This window comes from Bdellovibrio sp. (assembly GCF_036384735.1).
GTDB lineage: Bacteria > Bdellovibrionota > Bdellovibrionia > Bdellovibrionales > Bdellovibrionaceae > Bdellovibrio.
This window is the reverse complement of record NZ_DASVLT010000071.1, coordinates 22,582-38,148: the sequence shown is the minus strand read 5'-3', so window position 1 is coordinate 38,148 and position 15,567 is coordinate 22,582. Positions and strand designations below refer to the sequence as shown.

Annotated in this window: 12 protein-coding genes; 7 read left to right on the top strand and 5 right to left on the bottom strand. The window is 45.3% G+C overall.

Annotated elements, in window-relative coordinates; genetic code table 11:
- Nucleotides 1-232: 232 nt before the first annotated feature.
- On the bottom strand, nucleotides 233-592 hold the full coding sequence (locus tag VF412_RS19555; RefSeq protein ID WP_331340962.1) for an arsenate reductase family protein: 360 nt from the start codon (nucleotides 590-592) through the stop codon (nucleotides 233-235).
- On the bottom strand, nucleotides 585-1,640 hold the full coding sequence (locus tag VF412_RS19550) for an agmatinase family protein (protein ID WP_331340961.1): 1,056 nt from the start codon (nucleotides 1,638-1,640) through the stop codon (nucleotides 585-587). Before VF412_RS19550 ends, VF412_RS19555 begins: the two co-directional genes overlap by 8 nt.
- Before the next feature lie 148 nt (nucleotides 1,641-1,788).
- Between VF412_RS19550 and VF412_RS19545 the strand changes: the two genes are divergently transcribed.
- From VF412_RS19545 to VF412_RS19535, 3 genes are all read left to right on the top strand, one after another.
- Nucleotides 1,789-3,411, top strand: coding sequence for a peptide-binding protein (locus VF412_RS19545; RefSeq protein WP_331340960.1), 1,623 nt, complete (start codon nucleotides 1,789-1,791; stop codon nucleotides 3,409-3,411).
- A gap of 84 nt (nucleotides 3,412-3,495) precedes the next feature.
- A complete protein-coding gene (locus tag VF412_RS19540) occupies nucleotides 3,496-4,461 on the top strand; it encodes an ABC transporter permease subunit (protein ID WP_331340959.1) in 966 nt (321 codons plus the stop codon).
- Nucleotides 4,458-5,492 carry an ABC transporter permease subunit gene (locus tag VF412_RS19535; protein ID WP_331340958.1) on the top strand — a complete coding sequence of 345 codons (1,035 nt, stop codon included), beginning with the start codon at nucleotides 4,458-4,460 and terminating at the stop codon, nucleotides 5,490-5,492. Before VF412_RS19540 ends, VF412_RS19535 begins: the two co-directional genes overlap by 4 nt.
- 122 nt (nucleotides 5,493-5,614) lie before the next feature.
- Here VF412_RS19535 and VF412_RS19530 read toward each other — a convergent pair whose 3' ends face one another.
- On the bottom strand, nucleotides 5,615-7,039 hold the full coding sequence (locus VF412_RS19530) for a methyl-accepting chemotaxis protein (RefSeq protein WP_331340957.1): 1,425 nt from the start codon (nucleotides 7,037-7,039) through the stop codon (nucleotides 5,615-5,617).
- A 170-nt stretch (nucleotides 7,040-7,209) separates the two neighbouring features.
- Here VF412_RS19530 and VF412_RS19525 point away from each other — a divergent pair, with 170 nt between their 5' ends.
- Complete coding sequence (locus VF412_RS19525; RefSeq protein ID WP_331340956.1) at nucleotides 7,210-7,803, top strand: hypothetical protein; 594 nt, start codon at nucleotides 7,210-7,212, stop codon at nucleotides 7,801-7,803.
- A 122-nt stretch (nucleotides 7,804-7,925) separates the two neighbouring features.
- Here VF412_RS19525 and speA read toward each other — a convergent pair whose 3' ends face one another.
- Both speA and leuS read right to left on the bottom strand, forming a co-directional pair.
- Nucleotides 7,926-9,833 (bottom strand): biosynthetic arginine decarboxylase, encoded by a 1,908-nt coding sequence (gene speA / locus VF412_RS19520; protein ID WP_331340955.1) that lies wholly within the window; start codon nucleotides 9,831-9,833, stop codon nucleotides 7,926-7,928.
- 127 nt (nucleotides 9,834-9,960) lie between these two features.
- The gene (leuS, locus tag VF412_RS19515) at nucleotides 9,961-12,372 is read right to left on the bottom strand and encodes a leucine--tRNA ligase (RefSeq protein ID WP_331340954.1); all 2,412 of its coding nucleotides are present in this window, start codon (nucleotides 12,370-12,372) and stop codon (nucleotides 9,961-9,963) included.
- Between the two features lie 411 nt (nucleotides 12,373-12,783).
- On the opposite strand from leuS, the gene VF412_RS19510 reads away from it, so the two are divergent.
- From VF412_RS19510 to trmB, 3 genes are read left to right on the top strand one after another with little or no spacing between them, the layout of a single operon-like run.
- A complete protein-coding gene (locus VF412_RS19510) occupies nucleotides 12,784-13,782 on the top strand; it encodes a diguanylate cyclase (protein WP_331340953.1) in 999 nt (332 codons plus the stop codon).
- A gap of 42 nt (nucleotides 13,783-13,824) precedes the next feature.
- Entirely contained in the window at nucleotides 13,825-14,850 is a 1,026-nt protein-coding gene (locus tag VF412_RS19505) for a cation diffusion facilitator family transporter (RefSeq protein WP_331340952.1), read from the top strand.
- Nucleotides 14,834-15,547, top strand: coding sequence for a tRNA (guanine-N7)-methyltransferase (gene trmB / locus VF412_RS19500; protein ID WP_331340951.1), 714 nt, complete (start codon nucleotides 14,834-14,836; stop codon nucleotides 15,545-15,547). Before VF412_RS19505 ends, trmB begins: the two co-directional genes overlap by 17 nt.
- Nucleotides 15,548-15,567 lie beyond the last annotated feature (20 nt).

Sequence of the window (15,567 nt, the reverse complement as noted above, 5' to 3'; positions counted from 1 at the left end):
TGGTTTGGCTTTTGGAGCTGTATGTGAGGGTGGAACTTTTTTATAAGGTTGTTTTCGCAGTTCAGAAGTTCCCGACATTCTGAAAATCAACCAGATTCCCGTAAAGACAACGGCGAATGTCACAATGACAACAGTGAGGCTTATCATAAGACCTCCTTTTCATACATCTCTAGGCTGCCACATTTCAGGGAGTAGACCTAATCGCATTCCCCAAAATGTGTCGTCTGTCAGTCTAGAAGACTTTCTTCCACTCGTCCTCTTTAAAGCCAACGAGGGCAATATCATCGCCGAGGACAAAGGGCCTTTTCACAAGCTTTCCGTGTTCAGACAAAAGTTTCAAGGCCTCAGCTTCCGTCATATTCGGAAGCTTCTCGCTGATTTTGAATTCTTTGTATAAAACGCCAGACGTATTAAAAAGATTTTTGATATTGCCGCCGCGTTCTTTCAAAGCAGCGAGCATCTTTTTAAGTTCCGCCTGAGATGGAGCTTTTTCGACAATAGGAAGTTTTTGGTAAGACACTTTCTTGCCATCCAAAAACTTCAGCGCCTTCACACACGTCGAGCATTTCGCGTATTCGTAAACCTTAAGCATTGCTCTTCACCAACCAGCCGCACATTTTATAAAGAATGCGCGCGCCTACGTTGCCGTCCCATTCCACTTCGTGGGGCTCAAGTCCGCCTGTGGAAACTTCATTCAAGTCGAACGCGATCACTTTGCGGCCGGAAGCCACAACTTCGCGGAACAAGAAGAACACTTGGTCAACACTCAAACCACCTGGAACCGGAGTTCCTGTATGAGGGCAGAATGCAGGATCAAGACCGTCGATATCAAAAGAGATGTAAACGTTTTGCGGAAGCTCTTTGATAATGTCTTGGCAAACCTTTTCCCAGGTTTCGCCCTTCAGCAAGCGACGTTTTAATTCCAAATCATAGAACGTTTTGATGTCATCGCGAGAGTTGCTGAAATCATATTCCTCTTCGCAGAAGTCACGGATGCCGACTTGAACCAATTTTTTTGGTTTTTTTGCATCAGTCATAACATTATACATAATAGAGGCGTGGGATTGTTTGAAGCCCTGATACGCTTTACGCAAATCTGCGTGAGCATCGATGTGTAAAACACCGAACTCGCCTTTGAACTTATCACTGACAGCGCGGATCGCACCCAATGGAGTCGAATGATCCCCACCAACAAGGCCTAGCAATTTGCCTTTTTTCAAAACATCAGAGCATTGATCAAAAACCCATTGAGTCATTTCTTCGCAAGCCGTGTTTACTTGAGCCGCTAGAGAGTCCATCTTGGCAGTGTCGTCGCTCATGTTTGTGCGCATTTCGATAAGCTCTTGAGCTACGGACTTAAACTTGTCGTTCATGTTTTTAAGATCTTGAGGGAAGTCGCGCATGTGGTAGCCCACTTCGTAAGCTTTGCCGACCTCGATATCGAAAAGATCGATCTGTTCGCTGGCAGCACGGATGATTTCGGGGCCGCGTGAAGCGCCTTCGCCATAAGAAGTAGTCACTTCCCAGGGTGCTGGAACAAGAACGACTTTAGATTCCTCTTCTGTCATCGGAATTCCGAAGATTCCGAACTCGGCAGAAATGGTAGTTGTGGGATCAAATTTCACTGTCTTTTCAGACATTTTTTACTCCTTGAAAATTCTGCTATCATATAGCATTTACGCACGCGGTCAATCGAGCAATAACTTGATTATTTTTCCTGCATATCCCATTTTAAGCCCACTTTGGGAACTATTGAAATTCCCTACGAAATTCTTTGGAGGAAACACAATGAAAATGAAGGGACTTCTGGCGCTCATTTTGAGCTCAGCTTTGACCGCTCCCGCTTTGGCCGCTAAGCCTAATGCTCAAGCACCACAAGGCGGAAATTTCGTTTACAATCTTGGTGGCGAACCACCAACAATTCATCCGATCACTGCGAGCGACTTGTACTCTCGTTATGTTCAGAATTACACGTGCGACTCTTTGGCTGCACATGATTATGAGACATACGACTGGACTCCGCGCTTGGCTGAAAAGTGGGAAATCTCCAAAGACAATAAGGTTTTCACTTTCCATCTTCGTAAAAACGCTGTCTTCCACGACGGAACACCTGTTACTGCGGAAGACGTAAAGTTCTCTTTCGATGCTATCTTCGATCCTAAGTACGAGGCTGCTAACTTGCGCCCATACTACGAAGGTTTGGCAAAAGTTGAAGTTGTTGATCCATTGACTGTGAAAATCACAGCAAAAGATCTTTACTTCCAAAACTTTGAATCTGCTGCAACGATGACAGTTATTCCTAAGCACGTTTACCAAGACGTAAACAAGTCTAAAAGAATGAACCGTGAAATCGTGTGTGCGGGTCCATACGTTCTTTCTAAGTTCGATCGTGGTCAAATGATCCAACTTAAAAAATTCGATAAATGGTACGGCAACAACGATCCTGCTTTCAAAGGCATGTACAACTTCCAAAACATCACTATGCGTTTCTACAAAGACGACAATGTGACTTTGGAACATGCGAAAAAAGGCGAGTTGGATTACATCGAACTTCGTGTTGAATCTTTCATGAAGAAAACTGAGGGTGCTCCTTGGGGTAAGACTCTTCTTAAACACAAAGTTGCCAACGATGCTCCGAAATCTTATGGCTTCATCGGTTGGAACTTCCGCAAAGACATCTTCCAAGACAAAAACGTTCGTATCGCGCTTGCTCACTTGTTGAACCGCGAAGAGATGAACAAGAAATTCCGTTATGGAATGTCTGATCTTGCGAACGGCGCGGTTTACTTGAAGTCTGAGTACAACCCAGGCAACAAGGCGATCGAGTTCAACCCGAAAAAAGCTCAGGAACTTTTGGCTAAAGCTGGCTGGACAGATTCTGATAAAAACGGTGTTTTGGACAAAGTAATCAACGGCAAGAAAACTGAATTCAAGTTCACATTGATCTACCCTAATAAAGACGTAGAGAAGTACTACACTATGTACAAAGAAGACCTGAAAAAAGCAGGTATCGACATGGAATTGAAGTACTTAGAGTGGAACTCATTCCTGAAACTGGTTGATGAAGGTAACTTCGACGCTGTGACAATGGCGTGGGGTGGCGGTTCCGTTGATCCAGATCCTAAACAAATTTGGCATTCATCTGGTGCGGTTCCAGGTGGTTCTAACTTCATCGCTTACAAAAACCCTGAAGTTGATAAATTAATCGACGAAGCTCGCGTTGAACCAAACAAAGCTAAACGTGTGAAAATGCTTAAAGAAGTTTACAAAAAAATCGCTGACGATGCTCCATACGCGTTCTTGTTCAACGATAAGTATGATTTCTATGCAAATTCTTCAAAAGTAGGCATGCCAGCAGAGACATTCCGTTATGATATTGGTAAAGACTACTGGTGGATGAAACAACCGTAAGAAGATATTTGGAGTAGGGCCTTGTTCGTTTACCTTATCCGTCGACTATTGCTGATGATCCCGACATTCCTCGGGATCACTATTGTGACATTTGTCCTTATCAATTTGGCTCCTGGTAGCCCCATTGAACAGAAGCTGCAGGCGATCCGTTTTGGATCGGCTGCAGGCGGCGGTTCAAGTGGGGGTGTGAACAGTCGTGGTGATACGTCTGTGAACCAAGAAGTCATTGATGCTTTGAAGAAGCAGTATGGTTTCGACAAGCCTATGCATATCCGTTATCTGATTTGGTTGAAAAACCTTTCGCACTTGGATTTCGGCGAAAGCTTCACTTATCAAGAGCCGGTCATTGACGTGATCGTCTCTAAATTGCCAGTCACTTTGGCATTTGGTTTCGCTTCTCTTATTCTGACCTATCTTGTTTGTATTCCCCTGGGCGTGCGTAAAGCTATCGCCGCGGGTGGAGGATTCGATCGGACGTCGACGATCATCCTCAATTTTACTTATGCGATTCCTCCGTTGATTCTCGGTATCTTCTTGATCGTAGTATTTGCCGGGAAGCTAAATCTTTTCCCTATCGGTGGTTTCCAATCTGACGACTATGATTCTATGACGACAATGGCGAAGTTCTGGGATAGAGCTCACCACTTCGTTCTTCCATTGATCTGTTACATGATCGGTGGCTTCACTGAGCTTTCGATTTTAATGCGTAACTCGATGTTGGACATTATTAAGTCTGACTTCGTTCGTACGGCTCGCGCAAAGGGTCTTTCTGAGCGCGTAGTTGTCTTTAAACATGCTCTAAGAAATGCTTTGATTCCAATCGCAACGGGTCTTGGTGGTTACTTAGGAGCATTCCTTGCCGGTTCATTGATCATTGAACAGATGTTCAACTTAGATGGTATGGGTTTGCTAAGTTATCAATCCGTATTAGCTCGTGACTATAACGTTATCATGGGTATTACGTTCATTTCCTCAATGCTATTGATGTTGGGTCGTATTGTCAGCGACATCATTTACGTCATTGTTGACCCAAGGATTGATTTCAAATGATGGATCCAATTCAGAAATATCTTATTAAGAATGAACTTACTCTTAAGCGTTACAAGCGTTTCAAACGCGATCGCGTAGCTGTGATCTCTATTTGGATCATGCTTGCAATGTTCTTCTTTAGCTTCACGGCTGAGTTATGGGCTAACAATCGTCCGCACATCATGCACTATCACGGGAAAACTTATTACCCGTTGTTCGTGGACTACTATCCAACAACATTCGGTCGTGATGACATGATGGTGATGGATTATCGCGCTCTTGAAATGGACAAATCCCAAGGTGATTGGGCTGTATGGCCGATCATCCAATGGGACCCTTACGAGAGTAATAAAGCCGTTGATACATATCCGTCTCCTCCAACAGCGCAAAACTGGATTGGTACAGATGAGAGCGGCCGTGACGTGATGACTCGTCTTCTTTACGGTTTCCGCTATACGATGATCTTCGCTTTCGGTGCGTGGATGGTGACTTATCTTATCGGTATTACCATTGGTGCGCTCATGGGTTACATGGGTGGTAAGACGGACTTGATCGGTCAACGTGTGGTTGAGGTCGTGGAAAGTACACCTTATCTATTTGTATTAATCACGATTATTGCGATCTTTACCCCAAGCTTGCCGTTGTTGATCGTGTTCTCTGCATTGTTTGGATGGACTGGTATCTCTGCTTATATGCGTGCTCTATTCCTTTCATTGCGTAAGCGTGAATACGTGGAAGCGGCTCGTGCGATTGGTGCAGATCACACTCGCATCATCAGCAAGCACATCTTGCCGAACGCTTTGACTCCGATCATTACGTTTGCACCGTTTGCTATCTCTGCAAACGTTTACTCTTTGTCGATCTTGGATTACTTAGGTCTGGGTCTTCGTCCGCCGACTCCTTCTTGGGGTGAGTTGATGGCGCAAGCTCAGAAATGGTTCACGATTGCTGAGTGGTTGGTGTGGGGGCCATTGGTTGCCATCGTTGTGACATTGATCCTTCTGAACAACATCGGAACCGCAGTTCGCGATGCCTTCGATGCGAAGATGTAATTTCACTTAAAATTGAAAATAGAAAAGGGGCTGATCAAAAAAAGATCGGCCCCTTTGCTTTTATAAAAACCTTTTATTCTACAACGCTCTGTGTGGCAAAAAGGTACGGCGTACCTGACGGTTTAGCCGTGAACTAGTTTTTTTAATTCGATAACGTCCTGTTCTACTGTGCGCATGCGGTTGGCGATTTCTGCGACGTTGGCAGAAATTTCCTCGGTCGAAGCGGCGTTGGATTGAATAACGGAATCCAGCTGGTTCATGGCTTGACTGATTTGTTGGACACCGCGAGTTTGCTCGCCGCTAGCGGTAGCAATTTCGGTGTTCAAGTCAGCCACTTTTTTGACGGACGTCACGATATTGCCCAGGACTTCACCTGATTTGTCGGCAATTTTTTGGCCGTCTTCCACTTTGGAAACACTGTCTTTGATAAGGCCGCTAATATCTTTTGCAGCAGAAGCGGATCTTTGTGCCAATGTACGAACGGCCTCTGCCACGACAGCAAAACCTTTTCCTTGTTCGCCTGCGCGAGCCGCTTCAACGGCAGCATTCAAGGCCAGCAAGTTTGTTTGAAAGGCGATGTCGTCAATGACATTGATGATCTCCTCAATTTTCTTAGACTGAGTCGAAATCTCTTCCATTGAAGTAACCAAGGCCTTGATCTGATGTTCGCCTTCCTCGGCTGTGCCTCTTGAAGATTGCGAAAGTGATGACGCTTGCTGGGCGTTGCCTGAATTCAAATTCACGACCGAAGTCACTTCTTCAAGGGACGCAACGGTCTCTTCTAAAGAGGCTGCTGCCGAAGTCGAAGACTCTGCAAGATTTTTTCCTGCTTCTGACACGACGTGGATGGAGCGACCCACATCGTCGCTGCTTTGGGCAATTGATTTCACAATCACATCAATTTTTTTCGCAAGAGAAAGACTTAACCCCATTGCTAAAGCCAGAACTATAATGCTGACTACGAAAAAGACGGTGAGCAGTCTAATTTCAAAATCGTGAATTTTCTGGTCAATAACATCTTGATAAACACCTGAACCTACAAACCAGTCCCAGCCTTTAATTAATTTTACGAAAGAGACTTTCCCGATAGGAGGACCATCTTTTACTTTTGGATAAGAGTATTCGACAAAGCCTTCGCCGTCGGATTTAACCAAGTTGATCATGGTTCTGATATAATGATTTCCTGTCGGATCGGCTTGATCGATATTGCTCTTGCCTTCCATTTCGGGCTTTATAGGATGCATGACTCCTACGCCCTCCAGGTCATAAACAAAGAAATAATCTGTTTTGTTATATCGCATGTCGCGAAGGGTTTCACGTGCGTGCGACTTTGCTTCCTCGACAGGCATCTGATGTTTGTCAGCCAGGTCGCGGTAGTGAGAAATTTCTCTTTCAGCTAAGTCCACAGCGGCTTTGACTTCATGCTTAAGGCTATCGCGTACCGATTCGCGATAAAGTGGCATGACATATACAAAGACTGTGATAAGGAGCGCTAAGACTCCCAAAAGGCTTATTGAGATGATTTTGAACTTGAGTGATTTGAACATAAGCAGGACCCCGGGGTTTGTATTTGGACGTTCAAGAAAAAATCCTACGGTGGTCTAACGGTTGATTATCAAATCTTCTTAATAACTCAGAGGTATATGCGAGGAATCTTTCTGTACAACGTGGGTCGATTTTGTTAGGCCTGTATCAAATTGAGAAACGGGAGGATCTAATGAAGATCTGTATCATTCTATTAACTTTGTTTTCGTTATCCGCGCAGGCCCAAGTGTTGGGCGAGCTTAAAGGCCAAGGTCAAATTCAAGCTTCTTATGCAACCTTCAGTGGCTCAAAAGATGTTCGCACAAGTCCTTGCAATGTAGCCATGAACATTCATCAAAAGCCAGGTTCTTTCGAATTAGAATTTTCGGTGTTTGAGTGCCCTAAGTTGGATAATTGGAATGACCCTTACTACGCTTACAACATCGTGAATGGTCAATTGATCGATTCAACGGGTGCGGTCAAGGGAGCGGTTGCTGCTGATGGTTCTATTCAATTCACAGAAAAATCAATGTCTCTGACTAAGTACTATCTTGATACTTACGATGCGACTTGCCGCTTGCTTTATTCGACGTCAAAAACTTTGGCTTTGAATACTGTGATCAATTATTCGTTCAAACAAAATACGGACGGTTCTTGGCAGGTTCACCGCCAAACAAGCGAAGATCGTTTGGCGTACACAACTCACAGAGATTATCCAACGTGCCCGGCGCAAACAATTCCAACAAAGCTTGGTTCGACAACGGATTTGTCTGTCGTAGTTAAGTAGAAATGAATTCAAATCCGGCGGATATGCTGGATTGAATTCATTCACAAAAAAGACGTTTGAAGATAAAAAAATCCCTCGTTCTTTCGGAGCGAGGGATTTTTTTTAAAGTAATGCAAAAAAAACTATTCAGCTTCTTCTAGATAAGTGTAGCCGGAAAGACCTTCTTCATAGTGCTTAATCAGAAGCTTTGCTTCCTGTTTTGTGATCGAGCCTTTTTGGATGGACTCTTCTGTTGCTTGACGAACGTTATCTACCATCTCTGAACGGCCGTACTGAACATAAGAAAGAACTTCAGTGACAGTGTCACCTGGAACGTAATGGTCAATTGTATAGCCCACGCCGTTCAAAGAGATATGAACTGCATCTGTATCACCGAACAAGTTGTGCAAATCGCCCAAGATCTCTTGGTAAGCGCCTGTTAGGAACACGCCAAGATAGTATTGTTGACCGTCTGTAAATTGGTGCAAACGAACTGTGTCTTTGGGCTCGCCAGATTCTGTGTCGATGAATTTTTCGATCACACCGTCAGAGTCACAAGTCAAATCGGCCAAAGTCGCTTGACGCACGGGTTCTTCACCCAAGCGGTGAATTGGTAATACCGGGAACAACTGTCCCACCGCCCAAGAGTCTGGAAGCGATTGGAACAACGAGAAGTTCGAGTAATAAGTGTCGCACAACTCTTTAGATAAAGTTGCAACGATATCTTCGGTGTCTGGAACTGTCTTCGCCAATTTCACCATTTTTGTCGCGATGGTGAAGTACATAGACTCGCACCATGCGCGTTGTTCGAGTGAAAGAACTCCGTAAGTGAATAGTTGCAAAGTTTCGTTTTTCGATTGTTCAAGGTCATTGAAACATTCGTTCAGATTGTCTTTGTTCACCTTTTCGAAAATGTACTGCATATCTTGCATGATCGAAGGATCAGCTTTCGTTGCAGGGCGAGGCGGCTCGTGGCGGTGAAGATCATTCACACCCATAATATTGAAAACTAGAACCGAGTGATGGGCTACCAAGAAGCGACCGGATTCTGTCACGATGTTTGGATGTGGAATGCTTTTTTCATCACAAAGAGTCTGAACTACAGAAACGATATCGTTCGCGTATTCTTGTTCAGAGTAATTCACAGAGCTGTCAGAGTGACCTGAACCGTCGTAGTCGATACCAAGACCACCGCCGACATCCAGGTACTTCAAGCCTGTGGCACCCATTTTATAAAGTTCAGTGAAGAAGCGGGCGCCCTCTTTCAATGAGGATTTGATTGATTGAATCGCGGGAACTTGTGAGCCGATATGGTAGTGCATCAGCTCCAGGCATTCAAGCATGCCTTCTGCTTTCAAGAACTCAACGCCATCAACGATCTCAGAAGCCGTCAAGCCGAACTTAGAACGAGCACCAGAAGAATCAACCCATTTACCAGCACCTTGCGTGTTCAATTTCGCACGGAAGCCGATTTTAGGGCGGGTGTTAAATTTCTTGCCGGCATCAACGATCATTTTCAATTCTTCTTTACGATCTACAACGATGATTGTGTTGCGACCTAGTTTTTGCGAAAGAATTGCTGTCTCGATGTATTCAGCGTCTTTGAAGCCGTTGCAGATAATCAACGCATTTTCAGTGTTCATCAATGCAAGAACCACAAGAAGTTCCGGCTTAGAACCGCACTCAAGACCCATGTTGTAGTCTTTGCCGTATTTCACAAGCTCTTGAACCAAGTGACGTTGCTGATTTACTTTGATCGGGTAGACGCCGTTGTAGTTACCTTTGTAACCGTGGTCGGCAAATGCTTTTTTGAAGCAACCATTCAACAGCTCAACGCGAGATTTGATGATATCAGGAAAGCGAATCATGATTGGAACGCGAATACCGCGATCCAAAAGATCTTGAGTCAACTCGTGAAGATCTACGGCGGGACCATTCGCGCCCATTGGAGTGACAGAAACAGTTCCGGATCCGTTAATTCTGAAATACCCGTTGCCCCAGTTGTTAATACCGTAAAGCTCCGCGCTTTTTTCAGGACTCCAATTTGACATCTTCGTGTGCCCTCACCTGGCTGGTCTACACTCCGGCTTCGTCGTAGTAGGGAATTCTACTCTTGGCTTGGCCGAAGTTTTGGTTGCTTGGATTCTTGCGAAAGTTATCTTCGGAAGAATCCGTTAATTATTTAACGATCAAGTTCAAAATCTTGCCGGCTTTATAAATCACCTTATCGGGATTTTTTCCAGCAAGAACAGTGGCAACACTATCGACGGCCTTCGCCGCCGCAACCGCTTCCTCTTCAGAAGCTGTTACGCCAAGTTCGATCGTGCCGCGCATTTTGCCATTCACTTGCACGCCGATTGTGACTGTGTCATCAGCGCACAGGGTACTATCATATTTTGGCCATGGAGCCAAAGAGCAAAGTCCCTCGCCACCTAATTTTTCCCACAATTCTTCTGCCAAGTGCGGAGCGAACGGAGCCAAGATTTGAACCAGCGGTTTTAAAGCCGATTCCGAGCGACATTCTGCTTTATACAGGTCATTGACCAAGATCATCATGGCGCTGATCGCTGTATTAAAGCTCATGCTCTCGATGTCTTCTGTGACCTTTTTGATAGTTTTATGAAGTAATTTCTCTGTCGCGGCAGGAACGGGGGCCTTCGTCGCTAGATAATTACCGTCATCGCTGACCACGAGGCGGCCCACACGGTCCAAGAAACGCTTCACGCCATCGATACCCGTCGGTGACCAAGGCTTGTCCGTATCCAAAGGTCCCATGAAACAGATAAACACGCGGATCGAATCCGCGCCGTGAGTTTTCGCGATATCCTCAGGAGAAATCACATTTCCACGAGATTTCGACATTTTTTGATTATCTGGTCCCAAGATCATTCCTTGGTGAGCCAATTTTTTGAAAGGTTCGTCGTGAGTCACAAGACCACAATCGAAAAGAACCTTCATCCAGAAGCGCGAGTAAAGCAAATGCCCTACCGTGTGCTCAGGGCCACCCACATACAAATCCACTGGCATCCAATATTTCTCGGCTTCAGGGCTGAACGGAGCCTGATCGTTGTGTGGATCGATGTAACGCAAGAAGTACCAAGAAGAACCCGCAGCACCCGGCATCGTGTCAGTCTCGCGACGACCCACTTCACCTTCGCCGAATCCAGGTTTACCTTGATAGCGAACCCAGTCCGCAATTTTAGCCAACGGAGCTTCGCCTGAATCAGACGGCTCGTAGTCCGCAACTTCAGGAAGCATCACAGGAAGTTCATTTGCTGGAACACCCATTTGGCCGGCATGAGGGAAGTTCACGATCGGGAACGGTTCACCCCAATAACGTTGACGGCTGAACAACCAGTCGCGAAGCTTGTATTGAACTTCGCGTGTGCCCAATTTTTTGCTTTCCAAATGGGAAAGCATTTTCTTGATGGCCTCTGTTTTAGAAAGACCATTCAAGAAATCAGAATTGACCATAGTGCCTTCGCCTTCGAAAGGAAGTGCATCGCCACCTTCTACCACGCGTTTTACAGGCAAGTTGAATTTTTGCGCGAATTCAAAATCACGAGAGTCATGACCCGGAACCGCCATGATAGCTCCCGTGCCGTAATCAGTTAGAACGTAGTCAGCAATCCAGATTTCAATGCGTTCACCAGTGATTGGGTGAAGAGCGTGAGCTCCAGTAAAGACGCCGGTTTTTTCTGTCGTCGCTTTTCTTTCAACTTCAGATTTACGTGCTGTCGCAAGAACATAATCTTCCACAGCAGAGTGTTGTGGTTGAGTTGTGATTTTTTTAACAAGCGGATGTTCTGGCGCCATTACCATGAACGTCACACCGAACAAAGTATCAGGACGAGTCGTGAATACTTCGAATGTTTCAGTTTCGTCTTCGATTTTGAACGTCACACGGGCGCCCTCAGATTTTCCAATCCAATTGCGTTGTGCTTCTTTCGTGCGCTCTGGCCAGTCCACTTTATCGAGATCATTCAACAATCGTTCAGCGTAGTCAGTGATCTTCAGCATCCACTGTTTCATCGGAACGCGAATAACGGGGTGACCACCGCGCTCTGATTTTCCGTCGACAACTTCATCGTTTGCTAAAACGGTTTTTAAAGCAGGGCACCAGTTCACAGGAACTTCTTTTTGGTAAGCAAGCCCGCGCTCGTAAAGTTTTAAGAAAATAAATTGAGTCCACTTGTAGTATTTAGGATCAGCCGTGGAAATCTCGCGGCTCCAATCAAAACTAAATCCAAATGACTGAAGAGTTTTGCGGAAACTTGCGATGGCTTTATCCGTTGTGATCGCAGGGTGAATACCAGTTTGAATAGCATATTGCTCCGCAGGCAAACCGAAAGCATCGTAACCCATCGGATGCAAAACATTGAAGCCGTTCACACGTTTGTAGCGCGAAACGATATCCCCAGGAGTGTAAGAGGCCATGTGCCCCAAGTGAAGACCCGACCCAGAAGGATACGGAAACATATCAAGAGCATAATATTTCGGCTTAGAAGATTTCGCCTCAGCACGAAACGCCTGGGTATCAGCCCATTTCTTCTGCCACTTCGCCTCGTACTCACTAAAATTCAAACTCATAAAAAATCCACCTTAAAAAGCGCTCAATTCCCTAATTTAAATACCCAAAATCCCAAGACAATTCAAACCCAAAACCCCGCACTGAGCATGAATGTTGTGCGCCATTAATAGTGGGGAATCCTCTGCTCAAAAAGGGAAAGGTTCTGTCATTTTCAAGAGTCTGGAATGCAGAGTCGGGCGCAAGTTTCGCAAGCGCGCCCTAGGTCGTGTTTCAAAAAGAAATTCCTTCCACGCGAGGACTATCCGAAGCGAAAGATTCTGCATCCAGACTCTTGAAAATGGTCCGGGGTTTTAGTCCTGCTTTGGACGTAGGGAGAGATTTTCCCCTAAATAAATTCGTCTGTTTAACCGAAAAGTACCTCTGAAGTTACACTGTTAGGGATGCTTCGGCTGAGCTGAAGGATAGGACTAATGAGCTTTGACGGGAATACTAAACATCCAAAAAGTCGCCGCATTCTAGTAATCGACGACGACACTGACAGCATGGAAATCCTGCTGGAGCCTCTCCGTTGGGAAGGCTATGACGCCCGTGGTGTGACTACCGAGGCGGAAGCTCACAAGCTGATTGAGTCATGGATTCCTCATGTTGTCATTTTGGATTGGATGGCGCCATCCATGGCGGGTCTGCGCGTATTGAAAGCGGTTCGGGAACGATTGGCTCATGTTTCTTGCGTCTTCGTTTCAGAGAATTCCAGTACCGAAGCGATCATCGAAGCTCTCGACTCAGGTGCGGACGACTACATCGTTAAACCGTTCGTTCCTCTTGAACTTTTGGCACGCATTCGCACTCAGTTGCGCATCCGTGATTTGCACGAACAATTACTCTACGCGAATGAAAAACTTAAAGAACTCGTGGATACGGATGACCTGACAGGTCTGTACAACATGCGGTCGCTTTATCAACGCCTGGACTTCGAGATGGAGCGCGCAAGACGCTTTAATCGTGATGTCTGCGTGGTGATGATGGACATGGACTATTTCAAAACCGTGAATGATGGCCATGACCATTTATTTGGAAGCTATGTACTTTCGGAAGTCGGTAAGATCATTCGTGCTTGTACACGAAACATTGACATTCCAGCCCGCTATGGCGGTGACGAATTCTTGATGGTTTTGACCGAGACAAATCATGAAGGGGCGATGCATTTCTGCGAACGTCTTCGTCAGAATATTGAAAAGACCACGTTCCGAAATGGTCCCGACTCAATCAAACTAACCGCATCTTTGGGATTTGCCATTACTATTCCCGGAGAAAATCTGAGTGCTCGCGAATTAGTTCGTCGCGCTGACCACGCTTTGTATGAAGCAAAACGCGGAGGCCGCAATCAGGTGGCTTTCCACAAACAAGAGCTAGGCAAGGTTGTGGAGCTTAAAGCGAGTGCACAAAATCGTAAAAAGGCAGCCGGTTAATAATTCGTTGACTGTCTTCGATGAAGACGGGAAAACACGAGTATGGTTGCTACCAACGTTCTATCATCAGAGAAATATCGTACACGAGCTGCGTGGATTTCTGCCATCGCAAGCCTCTTAATTTTTCTTCTTAAAATCGGCGCCTATAAGTTAACAAACTCCGCTGCTGTTTTGTCCGACGCTTTAGAAAGCATCGTGAACGTTGTTGCCTCTATTGTTGCTTTGTTTGTCATTCGCTTTGCGACTCAACCCGCGGATGAAGAACATCCTTATGGTCACGGTAAGGCAGAGTATTTTTCTGCTGCGTTTGAAGGGGGTTTGATTTTCTTTGCGGCATTGATGATTATTGCCGAAAGTTTGAAGGCTTTGGTAAGTCATGCTCCGCCACAAAAACTTGAAGTAGGTATCTCGATTATTGGTGTTGCCGCTTTTTTGAATTTGATTTTGGGAATTTTCCTGAAGCGTGTCGGTAAGAACCATCACTCTGAGGCTTTGCAAGCAAGTGGTGCCCATGTGATTTCGGACGTTACAACTACTGTTGGTGTGATGGTGGGATTGGGGCTGGTGATTTGGACCAAGATTGAGTGGCTCGATCCAGCTATTGCGATTCTTGTCGGTTTGCATCTGGCATTTTCTGGATTCGGCATTGTTCGTCAATCATGGGGTGGTTTGCTTGATGAGAGTGACGAAGAGGCATTGGCGAATTTGGCGGATTCAATTGGAAGAAATCGCAGACCAGGTATTATCGATATTCACCATTTACGTGTCATTCGTTCGGGAAGCTTTCACCACGTCGATGCTCATCTGGTCGTGCCAGAATATTGGGATGTGGCTTTTGTTCACAATGTGACCAACGAGTTTGAACAGCAGGTCGTTAAGGATTATACATTCGACGGAGAGATCGCTTTCCATCTAGATCCTTGTAAAAAATCCTACTGCCAAATCTGTGATGTGATGGATTGCCCAATTAGAATGGTTCCCTTTGAATCTTTGCGTCCGCTGACAGTGAAAAGCTTGACCAGCGGCCCCGTGAAGACTAATCAAGGGACCTATGACAACGAGCCCTAGAGATAATAATAGCCTAAGAAGACAAATCAACATCACAACGGAACTGCCTCACCAAACAGAGTACACTTTGGCTTTGAACGGTGAATATTCTCACGTGGCATTTGATGAAATGCGCGCTCCACTGAATAAAGGCAAATGGCGTTCTGATGTTTTCAAGGCAGATGCGACATTGCCAATGGATTTAGAGGTTGGAACCGGCAACGGCACTCACTTTGCTCACTACGCACAAAAACATCCTTCTCGTCTTGTTGTCGGTTTGGAATTAAAATACAAACCTTTGATTCAAACAATCCGTCGTGCTTTGAACGCAAACTGCACAAATGCAGCCGTTGCGCGTTTCCATGCCTTCAATGTGGAAGAACTTTTCAACGAAGGTGAAATCGACAACGTTTTCATTCATTTTCCGGATCCGTGGACTTCCCCGAAGAAACCAAAGAACCGTGTTGTTTGTAAGAGAAATTTAGATATTTTGCACCGCTTGCAAAAGCCAGGTTCGATCATAGAATTCAAAACGGACTCATTAGTGTATTTCGAATGGGCGATGGAAGAGATTCAGCAATCTCAATACAAAATTTTGTTCGAGACGAAAGATCTCCACAACTCGCCAATCAAAGATGAAAACTTTGAAACAGCGTTCGAGAAAATCTTTTTGCGTGAAGGAATCAAAATCAATTTCGTACGTTTACAGAAGGTTTAGACGAAAGACTTTCTTTGCGA